We start from the raw sequence: 19,587 nt of genomic DNA on the forward strand, positions 1-19,587 counted from the left end.
CAACCCATTCCTTTACTCCCGGCCATGATGGGTGGGGGAAATATCGGATCACCGGCGGACATTGCCAGCCTCTTGGGCTGGTGGCAGGACGCCGGTCTCGACACGTTGATCGACGAGGAACCGCGCGACTGGCTGGCCAAAATCGAGCGGCCGGCGCCGGCCGTTTCACCGGCCTCCGTTCGCGCCCAGCCTGTCCAGCCCGCCGCGCCGGATTCGCCGGCCGCCTTTCCCGACACTCTTCCCGCATTCCAGGCCTGGCTCGCCAGCAGCGACAAGCTCTCGATCCCGCTCCACGCGCGGGTTGCGGCGATGGGCGATGCCGCCTCGGGCCTGATGGTGCTGGTCGACCTGCCGGAGGCGGACGACAGCGCCCTGGGCACGCTGCTGTCCGGCGCGGCCGGCCAGCTGTTCGACAAGATGCTGGCGGCGATCGGCCGCAGCCGCGATTCGCTCTATCTCGCCGCGATGGCCCCGGGGCGCCCCGCCGGCGGCTATGTCGACAAGGCGTCGGGCGCGCTGTTCGGCGAGCTGGCGCGCCACCATGTCGCGCTCGCCAAGCCCCGGGCGCTGCTGCTGATGGGCGAGCAGCCCTCGCGCGCCTTCCTGAACCTCGGCTTCGTCGAGGCGCGCGGCCGGCCGCATGACGTCAAGCTCGCCGGCGGCGCCACCACCGCCATCGCCACCTTCCACCCGCGCACCCTGCTCCAGCACCCCGAGCAGAAGAAACGGGCGTGGGAGGACCTCCAGTTGCTGATGAAGACGCTCGGATGATGCGTTCGCTTTTCCTCGCCGGCGTGCTGGCGTTCACCCCCGCCATCGCCGCCGCGCAAAATGCCGTCGCCGTCCCGATCGCCGCCGCCGGCCTCGCCGCCGCGGCCCAGCCATTGCCGATCGTCTCCGGCCTGACCGTCGAGCAGCGCGGCAAGTACCGCGCTATCTTCAGCGCCATCCGCGGCAGCGACTGGGCCGCGGCCCAGGCCGGCATCGCCGCGTTGCCGGGCGGGCTCCTGACCGATGTTGCCCAGGCCGAGCTCATCCTCGCCAAGGGATCGCCCAAGGTCTCCGACGACGCGCTCGCCGCTGTGTTGACCGGCGCTCCGGATCTTCCCGAGGCCGCCGAACTCGCCGTCCTCGCCTCGCGCCGCGGACTGAGCACGCCCGCCCTGCCGCTGGCCCGCGACTTCGTTCGCTTCGCCGGCCCCTCCAAGCGCCAGTCCGCCCGCGCCATGCGCAACGACAGCGCCGCCGCCGCGCTGGCCCAGATCGTCACCCCGCTGCTGCGCAGCGACCAACCCAGCGAGGCGGAGGCCATCATCATCGCCCGCCTCGGCGATCTTTCGCCGGAGGCGCAGGCCGAATGGCTGCAGCGGCTTGCCTGGGGCTATTATCTTACCGGCGACGACGCCAACACGCGCCGCATCGCCGATCAGGCGCGCGCCGGCGTCGGTGACTGGGCCGTCCAGGCGAGCTGGGTCGCCGGCCTCGCCGCGTGGCGGCAGAAGGATTGCCTGAACGCCGGCATCGCCTTCGAACAGGTGTCGGCGCGCGCCCGGGATCCGGAAATGATCGCCGCCGGCCTCTATTGGACCAGCCGCGCCGACATGGCGTGCAACCATCCCGAGCGGGTCGAGCCGCGGCTGCGCACGGCGGCGCGGATGAAGGAGAGTTTCTACGGCCTGATCGCGCAGAACGCGCTCGGGCTGAGCGACGACGGCGCTGCGACCATGAAGCTCACCGCCAACGACTGGGCGGGGATCGGTGCGCTCGCCAACGTCCGCCGCGCCACCGCCCTGGCCGAGATCGGCGAGGCCGCGCTGGCGGAGTCGGTGCTGCGCCACCAGGCACGCATCGGCCTCAGCCGCGACCATGAATCGCTGGTCCACCTGGCCGCCCGGCTCAACCTGCCGGCGACCCAGATCTGGCTGGCCCAGAACGGCCCGTCCGGCACGCAGCTCTCCGCCAGCGCGCGCTATCCGATGCCGGGCTGGACCCCGGCCTCGGGCTGGCAGGTCGACAAGGCGCTGGTCTTCGCCCATGCGCTGCAGGAATCGCAGTTCCGCACCGAGGCCACCAGCTCGGCCGGCGCCCGCGGCGTCATGCAGCTGATGCCGGCGACCGCCGCCATGATCGCCCGCCACCAGGGCCGGACGCTCGATCCCGCGATGCTCGCACAGCCAGCCACCAGCATCGAGCTGGGCCAGGCCTATCTGCGCGAGCTGGCCGATAATATCGGCTCCACCGGCGGCCTGCTCCCGAAGGTCATCGCGGCCTATAATGCCGGGCCCAGTTCGGTCGCCAACTGGAATGCGCGCGGCCGCAACCTCGCGGATCCGCTGCTGTTCATCGAATCGATTCCGTTCAGCGAGACCCGCGCCTATGTCGCGATCGTGCTGCGCAATTACTGGATGTACCAGCGCCAGTCGGGCACGAAGCCTGCCAGCCTGGCCGCGATCAGCCAGGGGCTCTGGCCGCGCTTCCCCGGCCTGCCGGGCCGCGACGCGGTGCGTCTGACCTCGCTGGGCGCGCCGGCCGCGGCGGACTGATCGGGCAAGATCCTCTTTACCCGCTCCTCCTGAGGAGCCATTGAGCTTGGCGAAATGGCGTCTCGGAGGATCCTTCGAGACAAGGCTTCGCCAAGCTCAGCCTTTCCTCAGGATGAGCGGAAAAAGGACGATCATGCCGATCAAGGACGACCTCCCCTTCCATCCCGTGCGCATCGCGGTGCTCACCGTGTCCGACAGCCGCGATCTCGCCCAGGACCGTTCGGGCGACACGCTTGTCGCGCGGATCGAAGCTGCCGGCCATGCCCTCGCCGACCGCGCCATCATCCGCGACGAGGTCGAGCTGATCGTCGCCCGCCTGCACGGCTGGATCGACGACCCCCAGGTCGACTGCGTCATCACCACCGGCGGCACCGGCGTCACCGGCCGGGACGTCACCCCCGAGGCGCTGCAGCGCGTGTGGGACAAGGAGATCCCCGGCTTCGGCGAACTCTTCCGCTGGCTCAGCTACGCCAAGATCGGCACCTCGACGATCCAGTCGCGCGCCACCGCCTGCGTCGCCCGCGGCACCTATATCTTCGCGCTGCCGGGCTCGACCGGCGCGGTTAAGGACGGCTGGGACGACATCCTCGTCCATCAGCTTGACAGCCGCCACATGCCCTGCAACTTCGTCGAGCTGATGCCGAGGCTGATGGAGCGGTAGCGCCCGCTGTCTCCGCGAGCCGCCATACCCTGTGCCGTCATGCTGAATTTATTTCAGCATCCACTCAGTCACATGGAAGCGGCCCTGGCGGAAGAGTGGATCCTGAAACGAGTTCAGGATGACGCCCTATCATCCAGCCGCCCGTCCTCACGCGATTTTCAGCCCCTCGATGTTCATCGCCTTGGTGAGCTTCGCATTCTCCTCCTCGCTGAGCAGCCCGCGCAGCCTGGGGAAGATCTTCTCCTCCTCCTCGCGCATATGCTCCTGGATCATGGTCCGGAAATCCCGCAGCTTGGGCAGGAATTGCGGGTGGTCCGCGGCCATGCTGCCCAGCTCGAACAGATATTGCTTCACATAGCCATGATCGCTGTTGAGGTGATCGGCCTCTTCGGCCTGGCCGTGGGCGCGCAGCGTCGTATAGACCGCATTCTCCTCCTCGAGCGCATGCTTGGTCAGCGCATGGGTGAGCTGGGTGAGCAGAAGCGAGCGGCGGACCTTATGGCTGTCCTCGGTCTTCTCGAGCATGTCGAAGATCCCCAGCGCCGCCTTGTGCTCGGCGGCGAGCGCATCGTCCCACTGCCCCGCCATCATCGTCGGCGCCTGGATGAATATCTTGCGGACGGCATTGGCGGCAAGCCCGGCGGTCAGGCCGGCGGCCGCTCCGATCGCGAAACTGCGGGTGGTCTTTTCCTCCAACATGGCTGCTCTCCTGATCTCATGGAATCGGCGGTCACAACGAAGCACACCCCGCAGGGTTGCGGAAACGCAGGTGAAACAACCGGTTAGAACAAGTCGAGCTGGTCGGTAGGGACGCGGAACAGGTCGGTGCGCAACACCAGCCGCTCGGCATTCAGGCCATGTCGCGCACAGGCGATCCTGAAGCGCGTCTTGAGCGCCGCGGCATAAGCGCCCCTGGGCTTGAACCGGTCGAAGAAGTTGGGATCATTGTCGCGCCCGCCGCGCATCTCGCTGATCAGCGCCATCACCTTGGCGGCGCGATCGGGATAATGCACCGCGAGCCATTCGCGGAACAGCGGGGCCACCTCGTGCGGCAGCCGCACCACCAGCGAGAAAGCGCCGCGTGCCCCGGCCTCCGCCCCGGCCGCTACGATCGCTTCGATCTCATGATCGGTGATCGCCGGCACGACCGGTGACACGCTGATCGAGGTGGGGATCCCCGCCTGCGCCAGCGCCCTGATCGCCGCGATCCGCTGGCGCGGCGCCGACGCGCGCGGTTCCATCCGCCGGGCGATGACCGGATCGAGCGTCGTCACCGATATCATCACCGCGGCAAGGCCCTTGGCCGCCATCGGCCCGAGCAGGTCGATGTCGCGCACGATCCGCGCCGATTTGGTGGTGATGATGAGCGGATGATCATGTTCGGCCAGCACCTCGATCACCGATCGGGTGATCGCGAAGCGCGCCTCGATCGGCTGATAGGGATCGGTGTTGGTGCCCATCGCCATCGGCGTGCAGCGATAGCCGCGCTTCGCCAGCTCGTTGCGCAGCAGCACCGCGGCGTCGGGCTTGGCGAACAGCTTCGTTTCGAAATCGAGGCCGGGCGACAGGTTGTGATAGGCATGGCTCGGCCGCGCGAAGCAGTAGATGCAGCCATGCTCGCAGCCGCGATAGGCGTTGATCGAGCGGTCGAAGGCGATATCGGGCGACTGGTTGCGGGTGATGATCGTCCTTGCATGCTCGATCGTCACCTCGGTGCGCAGCGGCGGTCCCTCGCCGTCGATGGCGTCGCGCCCGTCGAGCCAGTCGCCATCGCTCTCGCGCGCCTTGTCGTCGAAGCGCGCGCTCAAGCCGGCATTGGCGGCGCCGCGCCCCTTGATCGGGGGCGGCAGGGGTGATGGCGAGTCGGGCACAGATAGAACATATCGAGAACAAATGGCCGTGCAAGCGCCGTGTGGAAGTTCTTCCCCTGCTTCCTACCAGTCTATTTCGCTGCTGGCGCCTTTTCGACCGGCGCGCTGCCGATCAGCCCGCCCGCCTTGCGGCGATTACCCACCCAGTCGACGATCGCGCGGCCGGTCGCGTTCAGCAGCGGGTGGGTGCGCGAATTGCGCATCCAGCCCGGCCGGTCCGACGTCGCGCCATAGAGCGTGTCATAGCCGAGGTTGATCAGCAGATAGGCCAGCGTGACGATGATCAGCCCTTTCAGCGCGCCGAAGCCGAAGCCGAGCACGCGGTCGAGCGGCCCGAGCACCGAGGTCCGCGTGCGCCGGCCGAGCGAACCGGCGATCAGCTTGCCGCCGGCATAGACGATCAGGAAGACCAGCGCGAAGGCGAGCACGCTCGCCCCGCTGGCATTGCCGACGACATGCAGCAGAAGAGACGTCGCCGGACCATGGAACAGCTTGAGCGCCAGAATCGCCGCGACCCAGGCGAACAGCGAAATGATCTCGGTGATGAACCCCCGGATCAGGCCGAACACGGCCCCGCCGAAGATCGCCAGCAGCACGATGATATCGAGACCGGTCAAGCCATGCATGAAACAAACCTGACACCATTACGAAAACGACCGCTCATCCTGAGTAGGGGCTGAGCTTGTCGAAGCCCCATATCGAAGGACCCGAATAATCCTTCGAGACGCCACTTCGACAAGCTCGGTGGCTCCTCAGGATGAGCGGAGGTGTTTGATATCATGGGCTGGCCTAACTACCGCCGCCCGAGGATATGGTCAACGAGCGCCCCCAGGGTCGAGAAGCTCGCCAGCCGCATTCCGGCCTGCTTTTCGTCCTTGCCACCCGGCGCCCAGGCCGAACCGAAGCCCAGCTTGGCCGCTTCCTTCAGCCGCAGCCCGGCATGCGCCACGGGCCGGATCTCGCCCGACAGCGCGACTTCGCCGAAGGCGATGCAGTCGGTCGGCACCGGACGCTCGGCCAGCGCGGAGACCAGCGCCGCCGCCACCGCGACATCACCGGCCGGGTCCGAGATGCGATAGCCGCCGGCGACGTTCAGATAGACTTCGGCGGTGGAGAAGCTCAGCCCGCAGCGCGCTTCCAGCACCGCGAGGATCATCGCCAGCCGCCCCGAATCCCAGCCGACCACGGCGCGGCGCGGCGTCGCCCCGCTCTGCAACCGCACCGTCAGCGCCTGGATCTCGACCAGCACCGGCCGCGTCCCCTCGATCGCCGGGAAGACTGTCGCCCCGCTCATCCCCTCGCCGCGGGCGGTGAGGAACAGCGCGCTCGGATTGGCGACTTCGTCCAATCCCTCTTCCGCCATCGCGAACACGCCGATCTCGTCGGTCCCGCCGAAGCGGTTCTTGACCGCGCGCAGGATGCGGTACTGATGGCTGCGCTCCCCCTCGAAGCTCAGCACGGTGTCGACCATATGCTCGAGCACGCGCGGCCCGGCGATCGCGCCGTCCTTGGTGACATGGCCGACCAGCACCAGCGCGGTGCCGCGATCCTTGGCGAAACGGATCAGTTCCTGCGCGGAGGCGCGGACCTGGCTCACCGTCCCCGGCGCGCCCTCGATCAGGTCGCTGTGCATCGTCTGGATCGAATCGATCACCAGCAGCGCCGGCGCGGCTTTCTCGAGCGTCGTGAGGATATCGCGCACCGACGTCGCCGAGGCCAGTTGCACCGGTGCCATCCCCAGCCCCAGCCGCCGCGCCCGCAGGCGCACCTGGTCGGCGGCCTCCTCCCCGGAAATATAGGCGACGCTCTGCCCTGCCAGGGCCATCCGCGCCGCCGCCTGGAGCAGGAGGGTCGACTTGCCTATGCCCGGATCGCCGCCGATCAGCGTCGCCGAACCCGGCACCAGCCCGCCGCCCATCGCGCGGTCGAACTCGGCGATGCCGGTCGACCAGCGCTTCGGCAGCGGGATATCGGCATCCAGCCCGACCAGCGCGATCGCCCGGCCGCCCGAGCGCAGGTCATGCTTGGCCGAAAACACGGTGACGTTCGACGCCTCCTCGACCATGGCGTTCCATTCGCCGCAATCGACACACTGCCCCTGCCAGCGCGTCGCGACACTGCCGCATGCCTGACAGACGTAGCGTTTCTGCGGTTTGGCCATGGGGAGTCCTGTGCTTGCGTTCCGAACAAAAGGGGTACATCATCGATAGCGCCATGACAAGCAACCGCGATGACGCCCGCAAGCGGGACGACGAAAGCCGTATCGACCTTAGCCGCGCAAGGCTCGCGCTCCTGTTGAAGACACCCCCGCCCCCTGTCGATAGCGAACAGACGATCGAGAATCGACGGATCTGGTCCCGCGCCAGCGAGCAGCAAAGGCGGCGCATGCTCAAGGATTGCGGCTGGCTGTGATCCCGAACAGGCGCTAAGCCACGACGATGCGGGAGAAGGAACTGCGGCTCGCGCTGGTCTGCTACGGCGGAGTCAGCCTGGCCGTCTACATGCATGGGATCACCAAGGAACTGTGGCGGCTCGCCCGTGCCAGCCGCGCCTTCCATGACGGCGCCACCGGAAGCGAGGGCAGCGAAGCGATCTATCGGCAGCTGCTCGAACGGATCGAGGCCGACAAGAGCGTCAAGCTGCGCGTGCTGATCGACATCATCGCGGGTGCCAGTGCGGGCGGCATGAACGGCCTGTTCCTCGGCCATGCGATCTCGACCGGCCAGTCGCTCGAACCGCTGACGACGCTGTGGCTGGATCGCGCCGATGTCGAGGTGCTGCTCGATCCCGATGCCCGCCCGCTGTCGCGCTTCACGAAATTATGGGCGCTGCCCTTCGCCTGGATGCTGTCGCGCAGGCGCGGCGGAACCGTCGAGCGGACGGTCGCCCCCGGCACCCGCGCCGAGGTGCGCCGCAAGCTGTCGGGCTTCGTGCGCGCGCGCTGGTTCCATCCGCCGTTCGGCGGCGTCACCTTCACCAATCTCATCCTCGACGCCTTCGACGCGATGGCGGCCGAACCCGCCGGTCCGCCGCTGCTGCCCGAGCGCCAGCCGCTCGACGTGTCGGTCACCGTCACCGATTTCCACGGCTATAATCAGCGGCTGCGGCTGCACAGCCCGGCGCTGGCCGAGGAGCGCGAGCACCGGCTGACGATCGGCTTTGTCGATCGCGGCGTCGGGCGGCGCCACCTGGCGGAGCCGACCGAGCTGGCCTTCGCCGCGCGCGCCACCGCGAGCTTCCCCGGCGCCTTCCCGCCGTTCAACGTCGCCGAACTCGACGGCGTGCTGAAGAGCCGCGAGCGTGACTGGCCGGGGCGCGAAACCTTCCTCGACCGGATATTCCCCAGGGCTGCGGCCAGCGGGAGTCCGGAGGATTTGGTGCTGATCGATGGCTCGGTGCTCGCCAACGCGCCCTTCCGCCCGGCGATCGAAGCGCTCCGCAATCGCCCGGCCCGGCGCGAGGTCGACCGACGCTTCGTGTATCTCGATCCGACCGCCAACATACAAGGGCCTCCCGAGCGTCATCGCGACGGCAAGGTCCGCCTGCCGGGCTTTTTCGCCACCATCTTCGGAGCGATGTCGACCATCCCGCGCGCGCAGCCGATCCGGGACAATCTCGAGCTGATCGAGCAACGCTCGATCAGTATCGCGCAGACGCGGCAGATCATCGAGGCGATCCGGCCCGAGGTCGATGCCGCGGTCGAAGGCGCCATGGAGCGCCAGATCCTGCTCTACCGTCCGAGCCCCGAACGCATCGGCGGCTGGCGCGCCCGCGCCCATGAGCAAGCCGCCCGCCGCGCCGGCTTCACCTATGCCGGTTATGGCCAACTCAAGCTGACGATCATCGCCGACGAGCTGAGTTCGACGATCGCGCTGCTTGGCGCCGCCGAGGATGCCGCCGCACGCCACGCGATCCGCAGCAGCATCGCCGCGCTGATGCGCGCGCAGGGCTTCGAGGGGCCGGAGGCGCTGGGAAGCGGCGGCACCAGCGACACGCTGCTTGCCTTCCTGCGCCGGCACGATCTCGATTTCCGCATCCGTCGCCTCCGCTTCCTCGCCGACCGGCTGACCGAGATCGAAGCCGGCAAGGGCGGCAGCAGCGAGCTCGCCCTGCAGGCGGCGCGCAATGCGATCTACACCTCGCTGGCGCCGTTTCTCGATCTGCAGATGCGCGATCATTATGCCCGGCCGGTGGTGGCCGCCGCGCAGCATTTCGCGGAAGATCCTGCCACTGCCCTCGCCAGCATCGCCGCGGCGCGCAATCTCGAAGCGCTGGACGTGGATACCGATCGGGCGATCGCCGCCGTCCTGCCCCGCCTCGCCAGGGCCGATCGGCGGGCGCTGCTGCTCGGCTATCTTGGCTTCAGCTTCTATGATCTGGCGACGCTGTCCCTGATCCGCGTGCAGGGCACGCAGGAATTCCATGCGATCCAGGTCGATCGGATTTCCCCCGATGACGCCGGCTCGATCCGCAAGGGCGGTGCCGCCGCCACCCTCAAGGGGATAGAGTTCAACCTGTTCGGCGCCTTTTTCAGCCGAGCCTATCGCGAAAATGATTATCTGTGGGGCCGCCTGCATGGCGCCGAACGGATGATCGACCTGGTCATATCGGCGATCCCCGCGGGCGAGACGATCCCCGGCGAAGATATCGCCGCCCTCAAGCAGACGCTGTTTCGCGCCATTCTCGACGAAGAGCGCGGACGGCTGGCAGCGATACCCGAACTGGTCGCGGCGATCGACGAAGAAATCGGAGTTTAGCGCCCCTCCCGGAACTTTGCCCATCGCACGAAGAGATCGTTCGAATACAGGAACTTTCTCCACCCGTCATTACAGCGAAAGCTGGAATCTCTCTGCGCTAAGCTCTTGAGAAGGTACCAGGAGAGATCCCGGCTTTCGCTGGGATGACGAACAGAAGGAAAATCTGTGAAGGCCGTAGCCCGGAACAGCGGAAAACGCAGACCCGTGTTACCCGTCTTGACCACGCTTCGTCGCTGGAGGACAAGCGGCGCCATGCATTTTCTGAAGACCTTGTTTTGGGTGATCCTGGCCGTGGTCGCGGTGATATTCTCGCTGCGAAACTGGACACCGGTCCCCGTCAACCTGTGGGCCGGGCTGACCGCCGACGTCAAGCTGCCGATGCTGATGGTGATCGGCATGGCGGTCGGCTTCCTTCCGACCTATGCGGTCCATCGCACCAAGCTGTGGCGTCTCAAGCGCAGGATCGACAATCTGGAGCGTAACGCATTGCTGGCCAGCGCGCCGGCCCCGGAGCCCACTGCACAACCGATGGGATCCAGTTTTGAAGCGTAGCCCGATCTATGTGGCGATCGACACGCCCGATATCGTCCGCGCGAAGGAGATCGCCGCGCGCGTCCATCACCATGTCGGCGGCATCAAGCTGGGGCTCGAGTTCTTTTCGGCGCACGGCCAGGCGGGCGTCCGTGAGATGGCTGCGCTCGATCTGCCGATCTTCCTCGATCTCAAGCTCCACGACATCCCGAACACCGTCGCCAAAGCGGTACAGGCGTTAGGCGGCCTCCAGCCCGCCATCCTCACCGTCCACGCGGCCGGCGGGCTGGCGATGATGGAGGATGCCAAGGCGGCGGCGCCGGTGGGCACGAAGGTCGTCGCCGTCACGGTGCTGACCAGCCTGGACGATGGCGATCTGGATTCGATCGGCGTCCCCGACGACAGCCACGTCCAGGTCCAGCGCCTGACGATGCTGGCCCGGGAGGCGGGGCTCGACGGCGTCGTCTGCTCGGGCAACGAGGTCAGGGCCGCCAAGAAATTGTGGCCGCAAGGCTTCTTCGTCGTGCCCGGCATCCGCCCTGCCGATGGCAACGGCCTGGCCGACCAGAAGCGGGTGATGACACCGCGCCAGGCGCTCGATCAGGGTGCCTCTATCCTCGTGATCGGCCGGCCGATCACCAATGCGGCCGATCCCGATCACGCCGCCCGCTCGATCGAGGCGACGCTCTGACCGGCGGCGAGGTCGATGAGACGGGGCTGCTGCAGCGTGAAGGCGGCGGCTTCGTCCTCAAGCGCGACCAGGGCGGCTATTATAGACTCGAGCTGCACAGGACCCCGGTCGACCTGGTCGAGAAACGCGTGCGCCTGATCGGCGTGATGATCGGCCGCGATCATGTCGCCGCAGACGGCGTCCAGCCTGCCTGAAGACGGTTGAGAGATCATCGGCAAATGAGCAGTACGGCTCATGGAACGCGGCACGAAAGCCCGCGTTGGCGTAGGTTGGCACCCTGCGCATAGCCTTATCTACCGAAACGATAGATTTTCTTTCTTCTCTTTCGCATTGGTAGAGATAACTATCGTCGCAGACAAACAGGGGAAGATAATGAAGAAACGTCTCACCATCTTCACGGCTCTCGCGGCGGCGCTCGCAGCGGTTCCGGCTACGGTCGTCCAGGCGGCACCGGTACAGTTGCTCAACGTGTCATACGACCCGACCCGCGAGCTTTATGTCGCGATCAATGCGGCCTTCGCCAGGAGCTGGAAAGCCCAGACCGGCCAGGACGTCACGATCCGACAGAGCCATGGCGGCTCCGGCAAGCAGGCGCGCTCGGTGATCGACGGGCTGCCCGCGGACGTCGTGACGCTCGCGCTCGCCTATGACATCGACGAGATCTCGTCGCGCGGCAAGCTGCTGCCGGCCAACTGGCAGTCGCGCCTGCCCAACGCCAGCTCGCCTTATTATTCGACGATCGTCTTCCTCGTCCGCAAGGGCAATCCGAAGAACATTCGCGACTGGGACGATCTGGTGAAGCCGGGCGTCAAGGTCATCACCCCTAATCCGAAGACCAGCGGCGGCGCCCGCTGGAACTATCTGGCGGCCTGGGGCTATGCCCAGCGCAAGACCGGCAGTGTCGCCGGCGCGCGCGACTATCTGGTCAAGCTGTTCCGCAACGTGCCGGTGCTCGACAGCGGCGCCCGCGGTTCGACCACCACCTTCGTCCAGCGCGGCCAGGGCGACGTCCTGCTCGCCTGGGAGAATGAGGCGTTCCTCGCGGTCAACCAGCTGGGCAAGGGCAAGTTCGACATCGTCGTGCCTTCGGTCTCGATCCTCGCCGAGCCGCCGGTCGCCATCGTCGACGCCAATGTCGACAAGAAGGGCACCCGCAAGGCGGCCGAGGCCTATCTGCGCTTCCTCTACACGCCGGCTGCGCAGCAGATCATCGCCAAAAATTACTATCGTCCGCGCAATCCGCAGGTGGCGGCGCAGTATAAGGGGCAGTTCCCCAACGTCGCCCTGTTCACGATCAAGAATTTCGGGGGATGGGCGAAGGCGCAGGCGGTCCACTTCAATGATGGCGGCCTGTTCGACCAGATTCTCGAAGACGCCAAGAAATAGGCTTTGTTTCCCCCGCGCGGGGGGAGCGGGCGACCAGCTCGCCCTCCCCGCTTCGGGAAATGCTTAAAACCAGAACTCAGGGAGTTTCCCATGCGCCATCTATTGCTGGCAGGCGTCGCCTGCCTGGCCCTCCTGCCTGCGCCGCTTCTCGCCCAGGACGCCGCGCCGATCCCCGACAAGGTCGACGCCTTCCCCGACGATGCCAACACCATCGACACGGTGATCCCTTCCGAAGATGCCCCAGCGGCCGCGCCGGTGGCGAAGACCGGCGATGCCGTGCTCGACCGCCTCAACGCGCTCGAGGCCAAGGTCCAGCAGCTCGAGGCACGCAACAAGCAGCTCGAGGACGAAGCCAGCGCCACCCAGACCCGCGTCGAGAAGGTCGAGGTTCGCGCCGCACGCGCGGTCCAGGCCGGCCCCGCCCCGACCTTCGCCGATGTCGGCGGCAATTTCACCTTCAAGCCGCGCGGCACCTTCCAGATCGACTATGCCGCCTATAATCGCCGCGGTGCGGGCCGCTATGATTACAACAGCGGCACCGATATCCGCCGCGGCCGCTTCGGCTTCGACGGCACCTTCTACAAGAATTTCAAATACCGCATCGAAGCCGAGTTCGTGAAGAACAGCGTCAACCTGCTCGACGCCTATGTCAGCTATGGCGGCATCAAGAACTGGGTGTTCACCGTCGGCCAGCAGAAGGCGCCGTTCGGCCTCGAAGCCAACACCACCGACGCGCTGAACAGCTTCCTCGAGCGCGGCATGGCCAACGCAGCGTTCGGCGCGGTGGGCGCCGAGCGGCGGGTCGGCGTGACGGCCGCCTACCAGACCGACAAGCTCAACGCGACGATCGGCCTGTTCGGCAGCGGCGAAGCGGTGCAACGCAACGAATCGACCCCCGACGAGACTTACGGCGTCAACGCCCGCGTCACCTGGGATCCGATCCTCGACACCGGCCGGCTCCTCCACGTCGGCGCCTCCGGCTTCAAGGTTGCGAGCATCGCCGCGCACACCATCTCGGGCCTCGGTGATCGTCCGGGCAGCCGCGTCGACGGTGGCCGTCTCGTCTCGATCAACATCAACGGCACCGCCCCGTCGGGCGGCATTCCCACCGGCGCACGCAACGCCACCTACTGGGGCCTGGAAAGCGCCGCCGTGTTCGGTCCCTTCTCGGTCCAGGGCGAATATAACCATCTGAGCGTCGATCGCTTCGGGGCAGCCCCCACCGTAAATGTCGACGGTTTCTATGTATTCGGTAGCTGGTTCCTCACCGGCGAGTCGCGTAGCTTCAAAAATGGCGTGGTCGATCGGGTGAAGCCGTTCAGCGACTTCGCACCCGGCGGCGGCTGGGGCGCGATCGAGCTTCTCGCCCGCTACGACACGCTCGACCTGACCGACGCGGGCTTCCAGAGCATCGCCGGCCGCGCGGTGAAGCGGAAGGGCGAGACCTGGACGCTGGGCCTCAACTGGTATCTGAATCCCAACGTGAAGTTCGTCGCCAACTATATCCGCTTCAAGGGTGAGAATTCACCACTGGTTTTCCCGACCATTCCGGCTAACAGCCTCAATGGTCCGAACACCACCGCCAAGGGTGATGTAATCGGAACGAGGCTGCAGGTTGATTTCTGATCGATCTGCCACGATGTCAGGGGCCGGGCCACGTCCGGCCCCTGTGTCGTATATCCATGGTAAAGGCGGGCAAGGTATGACGAGCAGGGCGACGGGACGCCCGGCGATGCGGATATTACCGGGATTTTCCCTCACTATGGGGCTGACCATCACCTGGCTCAGCCTCATTGTGCTTATTCCGCTGAGCGCCGTTTTCATCAGGTCGATGGGACAGGGATTCGGTCATTTCATCGCGGTCGCCTTTTCCGAACGGGCGCTCGCGAGCTACCGCGTCACCTTCGGCGCGGCGGCGATCGCCGCGCTGGTCAACGCGATCTTCGGGCTGCTGATCGCCTGGGTGCTGGTGCGCTACAAATTCCCCGGCCGGCAGCTGCTCAGCGCGGTGATCGACCTGCCCTTCGCGCTGCCGACCGCCGTCGCCGGCATCGCCCTGACCGCCATCTATGCCGATACCGGCTGGCTGGGCGAGCCGCTCGCGAAGCTCGGCATAGCCGTCGCCTATCAGCCGCAGGGCATCGTCGTCGCGATGACCTTCATCGGCCTGCCTTTCGTGGTGCGCACGGTCGAGCCGGTACTGGCCGATCTGGGTCGCGACATCGAGGAGGCCGCGCTGACGCTCGGCGCCCACGGCACCCAGATCTTCGCCCGCGTGGTCCTGCCCGAGATCATGCCGGCGCTGGTCACCGGCACCGCCCTCGCCTTCGCCCGCGGGGTCGGCGAATATGGCTCGGTCATCTTCATCGCCGGCAACATGCCGATGATCTCGGAGATCTCGCCGCTGCTGATCATCACCCAGCTCGAGCAATATGATTATGAGGGCGCCGCCGCGATCGCCGTGGTGATGCTGCTCATCTCCTTCTCGATGCTGCTGGTCATCAACCGCATCCAGGAATATAACCGCCGGAAGGCTGGACTATGAAGCGCCGCGATCCCCTCCAGGCGCCGCGCCCGGTCATGCTCGCGCTGCTCGGCATCGCGGTCGCCTATGTGGGCATCATGCTGCTGCTGCCGCTTGCCGCGGTGTTCGTCGAGGCGCTGGCCAATGGCTGGGAAGCCGCCGAGGCTGCCATCGTCGAGCCGGACGCGCTGGCTGCGATACGGCTGACCCTGCTGGTCGCGGCGATCTCGGTGCCGTGCAACCTGATCTTCGGCATCTCCTCGGCCTGGCTGATCGCCAAGCATGATTTCCGCGGCAAGGAGTTCCTGCTGACGCTGATCGACCTGCCCTTCTCGGTATCACCGGTGGTGGCGGGGCTCATCTATGTGCTGCTCTACGGCGCGCATGGCTGGCTCGGCCCGCTGCTCGACAGGTACGACATCCACATCATCTTCGCGACGCCGGGCATCATCATGGCGACGATCTTCGTCACCTTCCCCTTCGTCACGCGCGAACTGGTGCCGCTGATGATCGCGCAGGGGCGTGCGGAGGAGGAGGCGGCGCTGTCGCTCGGCGCCAACGGCTGGCAGACCTTCACCCGCGTCACCCTGCCGAATATCCGCTGGGGCCTGCTCTACGGCGTGCTGCTCACCAACGCCCGCGCGATGGGCGAGTTCGGCGCGGTATCGGTCGTCTCGGGGCATATTCGCGGCGAGACCAACACTATGCCGCTTCACGTGGAAGTGCTGTATAACGAGTATAATTTCGTGGCCGCCTTTGCCGTCGCGGCGCTGCTTGCACTGCTCGCACTGGTAACGCTTACGCTCAAGACCTACTTGGAATGGCGTCACCATGATGCCCTCGCTGCTTCGGGACATTGATCCTATGACGATCACGATCGACAATATCGCCCGCCGTTTCGGCCAGTATGCGGCGCTCGACGGCGTCTCGCTCGACCTCCCCGAGGGCGAGTTCGTGGCGCTGCTCGGCCCCTCTGGTTCGGGCAAGACGACGCTGCTGCGCATCATCGCCGGCCTGGAATATGCCGAGCAGGGCACGATCTCCTTCGGCGGCGAGGATGTCACCGACATGCCGGTGCAGAATCGCGGCATCGGCTTCGTCTTCCAGCAATATGCGCTGTTCCGCCACATGACGGTGGCCAAGAACATCGCCTTCGGGCTCGACGTGCTGCCGCGCCGGGCGCGCCCGCCCAAGGCGGAGATCGCGGCCCGGATCGACGAGCTGCTCGAGCTCGTCCAGCTTCCCGGCCTCGGCGGCCGCTATCCGTCGCAACTGTCGGGCGGTCAGCGCCAGCGCGTCGCGCTCGCCCGGGCGCTGGCACGCAACCCCCGCATCCTGCTGCTCGACGAGCCGTTCGGCGCGCTCGACGCCAAGGTGCGCCGCGAATTGCGCAAGGCGCTCCGCCAGATTCATGACCGGCTCGGCATCACCTCGATCTTCGTCACCCATGACCGCGAAGAGGCGTTCGCGCTCGCCGACCGGGTCGCCATCCTCAATCTCGGCAAGATCGAGCAGTTCGCGACCCCCGCCGAGATCGAGCGCGCGCCGGCCAACGAGTTCGTGCGGGAGTTCGTCCGCGACGAGATCGACGACAAGCCTTCGCTTGCGGTGGTGCACGGCTGATTGCTTTTGCCGCGCCGCGGCCATAGGCGGCGGGGATGCTAGGTCTTTCCTATACGCGGCTCGGCGTGCTGATGGGCGCCGGCGCCTATACGCTCTGGGGCCTGCTGCCGCTCTATCTGCGGGCGCTCGCGCCGCTGCCGCCGCTCTCCATCCTGGCGCACCGGGTGCTCTGGTCGCTGCTGCTGCTGGCGGTGATCGCGCTGCTGTTCAGGCGCGGCGCGGCGGCGCACGACGCGATCCGCCGGCCGCGGATCCTGCTGGCGCTGCTGGCCTCGACGATGCTGATCGGCACCAACTGGCTGCTCTATATCTACGCGGTCAACAGCGGCCACGCGCTCCAGGCGAGCCTCGGCTATTTCATCAATCCGCTGGTCAACGTGCTGCTCGGCGTCATCTTCCTGCGCGAGCGGCTGGGGCGCCCGGAGCTGGTGGCGATCGCGCTTGCTGCGGCCGGCGTCGCGCTGCTGGCGATCGGGCAGCAGGCACTGCCGGTCATCCCGCTCGCGCTGGCGCTGAGCTTCGGCGCCTACGGCCTGGTCAGGAAGATGATCGGCATCGGCCCGGTCGAGGGGCTGCTGATCGAGACCGCCATCCTCGCCCCCTTCGCGCTCGGCTGGCTGGCGCTGCAGGGCGGCCCGTCCGCCGCGCCGGGCGCCGGGCCATCCCTGTGGCTGCTGATGATCAGCGGCCTGGTCACGACCGCGCCGCTGCTGCTGTTCAACGGCGCCGCCCAGCGCATCCGTTATTCCGATCTCGGCCTGCTGCAATATATCGGGCCCAGCATCCAGCTGGTGATCGCGGTCCACATCTTCGGCGAACCGCTGCTGCCGATCCACATCCTCTCCTTCGCGCTGATCTGGACCGGCCTCATCATCTATGCGGCCGCCACCTGGCATCGCGGGCGAGTCACCCCCGCGCTGCCGGAGTGAAGCTCACAGCGTGAGCTTGCCGCGCACCAGCTCGCTATAGTCCTTCTGCATCTGGCGGGTCAGGTCGCCTACCTCGAAGTTCCACGGCCCGGCCGATCCGACCGGCACGATCTCCGCCGCCGAACCGGTCAGGAAGAACTGCTCGAAGCTTTCCAGCTCCTCGGGCCAGATCGCCCGCTCGATCACCTCGATGCCGCGCCGCCGCGCCAGCTTGATCACGGTCTGGCGGGTGATGCCGTTCAGGAAGCAGTCCGGCGTCGGCGTGTGGATCACGCCGTCGCGGATGAAGAAGGCGTTCGCGCCGGTCGCCTCGGCCACCTGGCCGCGATAGTCGAACATCAGCGCGTCCTGGAAACCGCGCGCCTCGGCATGATGCTTGGACATCGTCGCGATCATGTACAGGCCCGCCGCCTTGGCCTGCACCGGCGCGGTGAACGGCGCCGGCCGCCGCCACGGCGCGATGTCGAGCTTCAGCCCGCCGGCGCCGGGATCGAGATAGGTGCCCCAATACCAGCAGGCGATCGCCATGTGCGGCTTGGTCCGCTGCGCCGATACGCCCATCTGCTCCGAACCGCGCCACGCGACCGGGCGGACATAGGCGTCGGTCAGGCCATTGGCCTTCATCGTCTCGATGCAGGCGGCGTCGATCTGCTCGACCGACCAGGGCAGGTCGAAGCCCAGCATCGCCGCGCTGTCGCGCAGCCGCCGGCTGTGCCAGCTCAGCTCGAAGATATTGCCGTCATAGGCGCGCACGCCCTCGAACACGGACGAGGCATAATGCAGCGCATGGGTGAGGATATGGACATTGGCGCTGCGCCAGGGGACCAGCTGGCCGTCGAGCCAGATGAAGCCGTCGCGATCGTCGTATGTCGGTTCCTCAGCCATATTTCCTGCATCCTGCGCGTGATTCTTGCGTTGCGTTCGATTAATGATGCTGGCAAATTACGTCAACATGGCTGTCCAAAATTCTCCTGATCCGCTTCGCCCGGATTCGTTTCGCGCCGCATCGCCGCTGTTCCTGCGCGAGGCGGAAATCCGCCGCGGCATCGAACTGCTCTATTTCGGCTACAGCCATCTCTATCGCGGCATCGACGAGGGGCTGGCGAAACAGGGCCTCGGCCGTGCGCACCATCGCTCGCTCTATTTCATCGCCCGCAATCCGGACATCACCGTCAGCGATCTGCTGCGCATCCTGGCGATCACCAAGCAGTCGCTGGGCCGGGTCCTCAACGAGCTGACCGAGCGCGGCCTGATCGAGACGCGCACCGGCCGCGAGGACCGCCGCCAGCGCCTGCTGCGCGTCACCGAGGCCGGCGCCGCGCTCGAAGGCAGCCTGTTCGAAGCTCTGCGCGAACGCCTCTCGACCGCCTATGCCCAGGCCGGCCAGAACGCCGTGACCGGCTTCTGGGCGGTCCTCGAAGGCCTCGTCCCGCCCGACGAAAAACCCCGCATGACGCAGCCGGGCAAGCCGGGATAAGAATGCACGGACTCGCAACAGTTTCACACGCACCGCCGTCATCCCGGGATCCGGGATCTCGCTTCTTCTCTTCCCCGTCGACCTGACAGGAGCAGCACCACCGATGACCGCGATCTACGATTTCTCGGCGACAGCCATAGACGGCACCCCGGTTCCGCTCGACCGGTATCGCGGCAAGGTGCTGCTGATCGTCAACACCGCCAGCAAATGCGGCTTCACCCCGCAATATGACGGGCTGGAGACGCTGCACGAGCAGCTGTCGGACAAGGGCCTCGTCATCCTCGGCTTCCCCTGCAACCAGTTCGGCGGGCAGGAGCCCGGCGGCGAGGCGGAGATCGAGAGCTTCTGCCGGCTCACCTATGACGTCAAATTCCCGATGTTCGCCAAGATCGAGGTCAACGGCGCCAACGCCCACCCGCTCTACGCCTGGCTGAAGAGCCACGCCAAGGGCATCCTCGGCACCGAAGGCATAAAGTGGAATTTCACCAAATTCCTGATCGACCGCAACGGCGCGATCGTCTGCCGCTACGCCCCGACGACCAAGCCCGAAGCGATCCGCGGCGACATCGAGGAACTGCTGGAGACCGCGTGAGC

General features: G+C 66.8%; 21 protein-coding genes. 16 read left to right on the forward strand and 5 right to left on the reverse strand.

Annotated elements, in window-relative coordinates; all coding sequences use genetic code 11:
• Positions 1-24 precede the first annotated feature (24 nt).
• From AC1DPF_RS09435 to moaB, 3 genes are all read left to right on the forward strand, one after another.
• Entirely contained in the window at positions 25-771 is a 747-nt protein-coding gene (locus tag AC1DPF_RS09435; protein WP_477869734.1) for a uracil-DNA glycosylase, read from the forward strand.
• Complete coding sequence (locus tag AC1DPF_RS09440; RefSeq protein ID WP_477960925.1) at positions 768-2,543, forward strand: lytic transglycosylase domain-containing protein; 1,776 nt, start codon at positions 768-770, stop codon at positions 2,541-2,543. Before AC1DPF_RS09435 ends, AC1DPF_RS09440 begins: the two co-directional genes overlap by 4 nt.
• Positions 2,544-2,676: 133 nt before the next feature.
• Positions 2,677-3,204 carry a molybdenum cofactor biosynthesis protein B gene (gene moaB / locus AC1DPF_RS09445; protein WP_477960927.1) on the forward strand — a complete coding sequence of 176 codons (528 nt, stop codon included), beginning with the start codon at positions 2,677-2,679 and terminating at the stop codon, positions 3,202-3,204.
• Between the two features lie 147 nt (positions 3,205-3,351).
• Here the strand turns inward: moaB and AC1DPF_RS09450 are convergent, their stop codons facing one another.
• The 4 genes from AC1DPF_RS09450 to radA form a co-directional block, all read right to left on the reverse strand.
• Positions 3,352-3,903 carry a hemerythrin domain-containing protein gene (locus AC1DPF_RS09450; RefSeq protein WP_477869728.1) on the reverse strand — a complete coding sequence of 184 codons (552 nt, stop codon included), beginning with the start codon at positions 3,901-3,903 and terminating at the stop codon, positions 3,352-3,354.
• A gap of 83 nt (positions 3,904-3,986) precedes the next feature.
• Entirely contained in the window at positions 3,987-5,075 is a 1,089-nt protein-coding gene (locus AC1DPF_RS09455; RefSeq protein ID WP_477960929.1) for a PA0069 family radical SAM protein, read from the reverse strand.
• Between the two features lie 71 nt (positions 5,076-5,146).
• Positions 5,147-5,701 (reverse strand): CvpA family protein, encoded by a 555-nt coding sequence (locus tag AC1DPF_RS09460; protein WP_477960931.1) that lies wholly within the window; start codon positions 5,699-5,701, stop codon positions 5,147-5,149.
• Positions 5,702-5,868: 167 nt separating this feature from the next.
• Positions 5,869-7,236, reverse strand: coding sequence for a DNA repair protein RadA (gene radA, locus AC1DPF_RS09465; RefSeq protein WP_477960933.1), 1,368 nt, complete (start codon positions 7,234-7,236; stop codon positions 5,869-5,871).
• A gap of 53 nt (positions 7,237-7,289) precedes the next feature.
• Here radA and AC1DPF_RS09470 point away from each other — a divergent pair, with 53 nt between their 5' ends.
• The 11 genes from AC1DPF_RS09470 to rarD all read left to right on the forward strand — a co-directional run bounded on the left by AC1DPF_RS09470 (position 7,290) and on the right by rarD (position 17,516).
• Positions 7,290-7,487: a hypothetical protein gene (locus AC1DPF_RS09470; RefSeq protein ID WP_477960935.1), complete on the forward strand. Its 198-nt coding sequence runs from the start codon at positions 7,290-7,292 to the stop codon at positions 7,485-7,487.
• A 26-nt stretch (positions 7,488-7,513) separates the two neighbouring features.
• Positions 7,514-9,832, forward strand: a complete 2,319-nt coding sequence (locus tag AC1DPF_RS09475) for a patatin-like protein (RefSeq protein WP_477960937.1) — start codon at positions 7,514-7,516, stop codon at positions 9,830-9,832.
• Between the two features lie 252 nt (positions 9,833-10,084).
• Positions 10,085-10,384 carry a LapA family protein gene (locus AC1DPF_RS09480; RefSeq protein ID WP_477960939.1) on the forward strand — a complete coding sequence of 100 codons (300 nt, stop codon included), beginning with the start codon at positions 10,085-10,087 and terminating at the stop codon, positions 10,382-10,384.
• Positions 10,374-11,054 carry an orotidine-5'-phosphate decarboxylase gene (pyrF, locus tag AC1DPF_RS09485; protein WP_477869714.1) on the forward strand — a complete coding sequence of 227 codons (681 nt, stop codon included), beginning with the start codon at positions 10,374-10,376 and terminating at the stop codon, positions 11,052-11,054. The genes AC1DPF_RS09480 and pyrF overlap by 11 nt, the downstream gene beginning before the upstream one ends.
• A 29-nt stretch (positions 11,055-11,083) precedes the next feature.
• A complete protein-coding gene (locus tag AC1DPF_RS09490; RefSeq protein WP_477961083.1) occupies positions 11,084-11,248 on the forward strand; it encodes a DUF5818 domain-containing protein in 165 nt (54 codons plus the stop codon).
• 178 nt (positions 11,249-11,426) lie between these two features.
• Positions 11,427-12,440, forward strand: a complete 1,014-nt coding sequence (locus tag AC1DPF_RS09495; RefSeq protein ID WP_477960941.1) for a sulfate ABC transporter substrate-binding protein — start codon at positions 11,427-11,429, stop codon at positions 12,438-12,440.
• Positions 12,441-12,530: 90 nt separating this feature from the next.
• A complete protein-coding gene (locus tag AC1DPF_RS09500; protein ID WP_477869710.1) occupies positions 12,531-14,066 on the forward strand; it encodes an OprO/OprP family phosphate-selective porin in 1,536 nt (511 codons plus the stop codon).
• 76 nt (positions 14,067-14,142) lie between these two features.
• The gene (gene cysT, locus AC1DPF_RS09505) at positions 14,143-14,985 is read left to right on the forward strand and encodes a sulfate ABC transporter permease subunit CysT (RefSeq protein ID WP_477869708.1); all 843 of its coding nucleotides are present in this window, start codon (positions 14,143-14,145) and stop codon (positions 14,983-14,985) included.
• Entirely contained in the window at positions 14,982-15,824 is an 843-nt protein-coding gene (gene cysW, locus AC1DPF_RS09510; RefSeq protein WP_477869706.1) for a sulfate ABC transporter permease subunit CysW, read from the forward strand. Before cysT ends, cysW begins: the two co-directional genes overlap by 4 nt.
• Positions 15,825-15,828: 4 nt before the next feature.
• The gene (locus AC1DPF_RS09515) at positions 15,829-16,587 is read left to right on the forward strand and encodes a sulfate/molybdate ABC transporter ATP-binding protein (RefSeq protein ID WP_477869704.1); all 759 of its coding nucleotides are present in this window, start codon (positions 15,829-15,831) and stop codon (positions 16,585-16,587) included.
• Between the two features lie 35 nt (positions 16,588-16,622).
• Complete coding sequence (gene rarD, locus AC1DPF_RS09520) at positions 16,623-17,516, forward strand: EamA family transporter RarD (protein ID WP_477960943.1); 894 nt, start codon at positions 16,623-16,625, stop codon at positions 17,514-17,516.
• Positions 17,517-17,519: 3 nt separating this feature from the next.
• Here rarD and AC1DPF_RS09525 read toward each other — a convergent pair whose 3' ends face one another.
• A complete protein-coding gene (locus AC1DPF_RS09525; protein ID WP_477869700.1) occupies positions 17,520-18,401 on the reverse strand; it encodes a branched-chain amino acid aminotransferase in 882 nt (293 codons plus the stop codon).
• Between the two features lie 67 nt (positions 18,402-18,468).
• Here AC1DPF_RS09525 and AC1DPF_RS09530 point away from each other — a divergent pair, with 67 nt between their 5' ends.
• Positions 18,469-18,993: a MarR family winged helix-turn-helix transcriptional regulator gene (locus AC1DPF_RS09530; RefSeq protein WP_477869698.1), complete on the forward strand. Its 525-nt coding sequence runs from the start codon at positions 18,469-18,471 to the stop codon at positions 18,991-18,993.
• Positions 18,994-19,096: 103 nt separating this feature from the next.
• Entirely contained in the window at positions 19,097-19,585 is a 489-nt protein-coding gene (locus AC1DPF_RS09535) for a glutathione peroxidase (RefSeq protein WP_477869696.1), read from the forward strand.
• Positions 19,586-19,587: the final 2 nt, after the last annotated feature.

Source organism: Rhizorhabdus sp. P4_G6 (assembly GCF_056401045.1).

What these genes read in the sequence shown, in the direction of transcription:
- AC1DPF_RS09435 (WP_477869734.1), top strand. Translation starts at nt 25, where the DNA reads ATGATGGGTGGGGGAAATATCGGATCACCGGCGGACATTGCCAGCCTC.
- AC1DPF_RS09440 (WP_477960925.1), top strand. Translation starts at nt 768, where the DNA reads ATGATGCGTTCGCTTTTCCTCGCCGGCGTGCTGGCGTTCACCCCCGCC.
- moaB (WP_477960927.1), top strand. Translation starts at nt 2,677, where the DNA reads ATGCCGATCAAGGACGACCTCCCCTTCCATCCCGTGCGCATCGCGGTG.
- AC1DPF_RS09450 (WP_477869728.1), bottom strand. Translation starts at nt 3,903, where the DNA reads ATGTTGGAGGAAAAGACCACCCGCAGTTTCGCGATCGGAGCGGCCGCC.
- AC1DPF_RS09460 (WP_477960931.1), bottom strand. Translation starts at nt 5,701, where the DNA reads ATGCATGGCTTGACCGGTCTCGATATCATCGTGCTGCTGGCGATCTTC.
- radA (WP_477960933.1), bottom strand. Translation starts at nt 7,236, where the DNA reads ATGGCCAAACCGCAGAAACGCTACGTCTGTCAGGCATGCGGCAGTGTC.
- AC1DPF_RS09470 (WP_477960935.1), top strand. Translation starts at nt 7,290, where the DNA reads ATGACAAGCAACCGCGATGACGCCCGCAAGCGGGACGACGAAAGCCGT.
- AC1DPF_RS09475 (WP_477960937.1), top strand. Translation starts at nt 7,514, where the DNA reads ATGCGGGAGAAGGAACTGCGGCTCGCGCTGGTCTGCTACGGCGGAGTC.
- AC1DPF_RS09480 (WP_477960939.1), top strand. Translation starts at nt 10,085, where the DNA reads ATGCATTTTCTGAAGACCTTGTTTTGGGTGATCCTGGCCGTGGTCGCG.
- AC1DPF_RS09495 (WP_477960941.1), top strand. Translation starts at nt 11,427, where the DNA reads ATGAAGAAACGTCTCACCATCTTCACGGCTCTCGCGGCGGCGCTCGCA.
- AC1DPF_RS09500 (WP_477869710.1), top strand. Translation starts at nt 12,531, where the DNA reads ATGCGCCATCTATTGCTGGCAGGCGTCGCCTGCCTGGCCCTCCTGCCT.
- cysT (WP_477869708.1), top strand. Translation starts at nt 14,143, where the DNA reads ATGACGAGCAGGGCGACGGGACGCCCGGCGATGCGGATATTACCGGGA.
- cysW (WP_477869706.1), top strand. Translation starts at nt 14,982, where the DNA reads ATGAAGCGCCGCGATCCCCTCCAGGCGCCGCGCCCGGTCATGCTCGCG.
- AC1DPF_RS09515 (WP_477869704.1), top strand. Translation starts at nt 15,829, where the DNA reads ATGACGATCACGATCGACAATATCGCCCGCCGTTTCGGCCAGTATGCG.
- rarD (WP_477960943.1), top strand. Translation starts at nt 16,623, where the DNA reads ATGCTAGGTCTTTCCTATACGCGGCTCGGCGTGCTGATGGGCGCCGGC.
- AC1DPF_RS09525 (WP_477869700.1), bottom strand. Translation starts at nt 18,401, where the DNA reads ATGGCTGAGGAACCGACATACGACGATCGCGACGGCTTCATCTGGCTC.
- AC1DPF_RS09530 (WP_477869698.1), top strand. Translation starts at nt 18,469, where the DNA reads ATGGCTGTCCAAAATTCTCCTGATCCGCTTCGCCCGGATTCGTTTCGC.
- AC1DPF_RS09535 (WP_477869696.1), top strand. Translation starts at nt 19,097, where the DNA reads ATGACCGCGATCTACGATTTCTCGGCGACAGCCATAGACGGCACCCCG.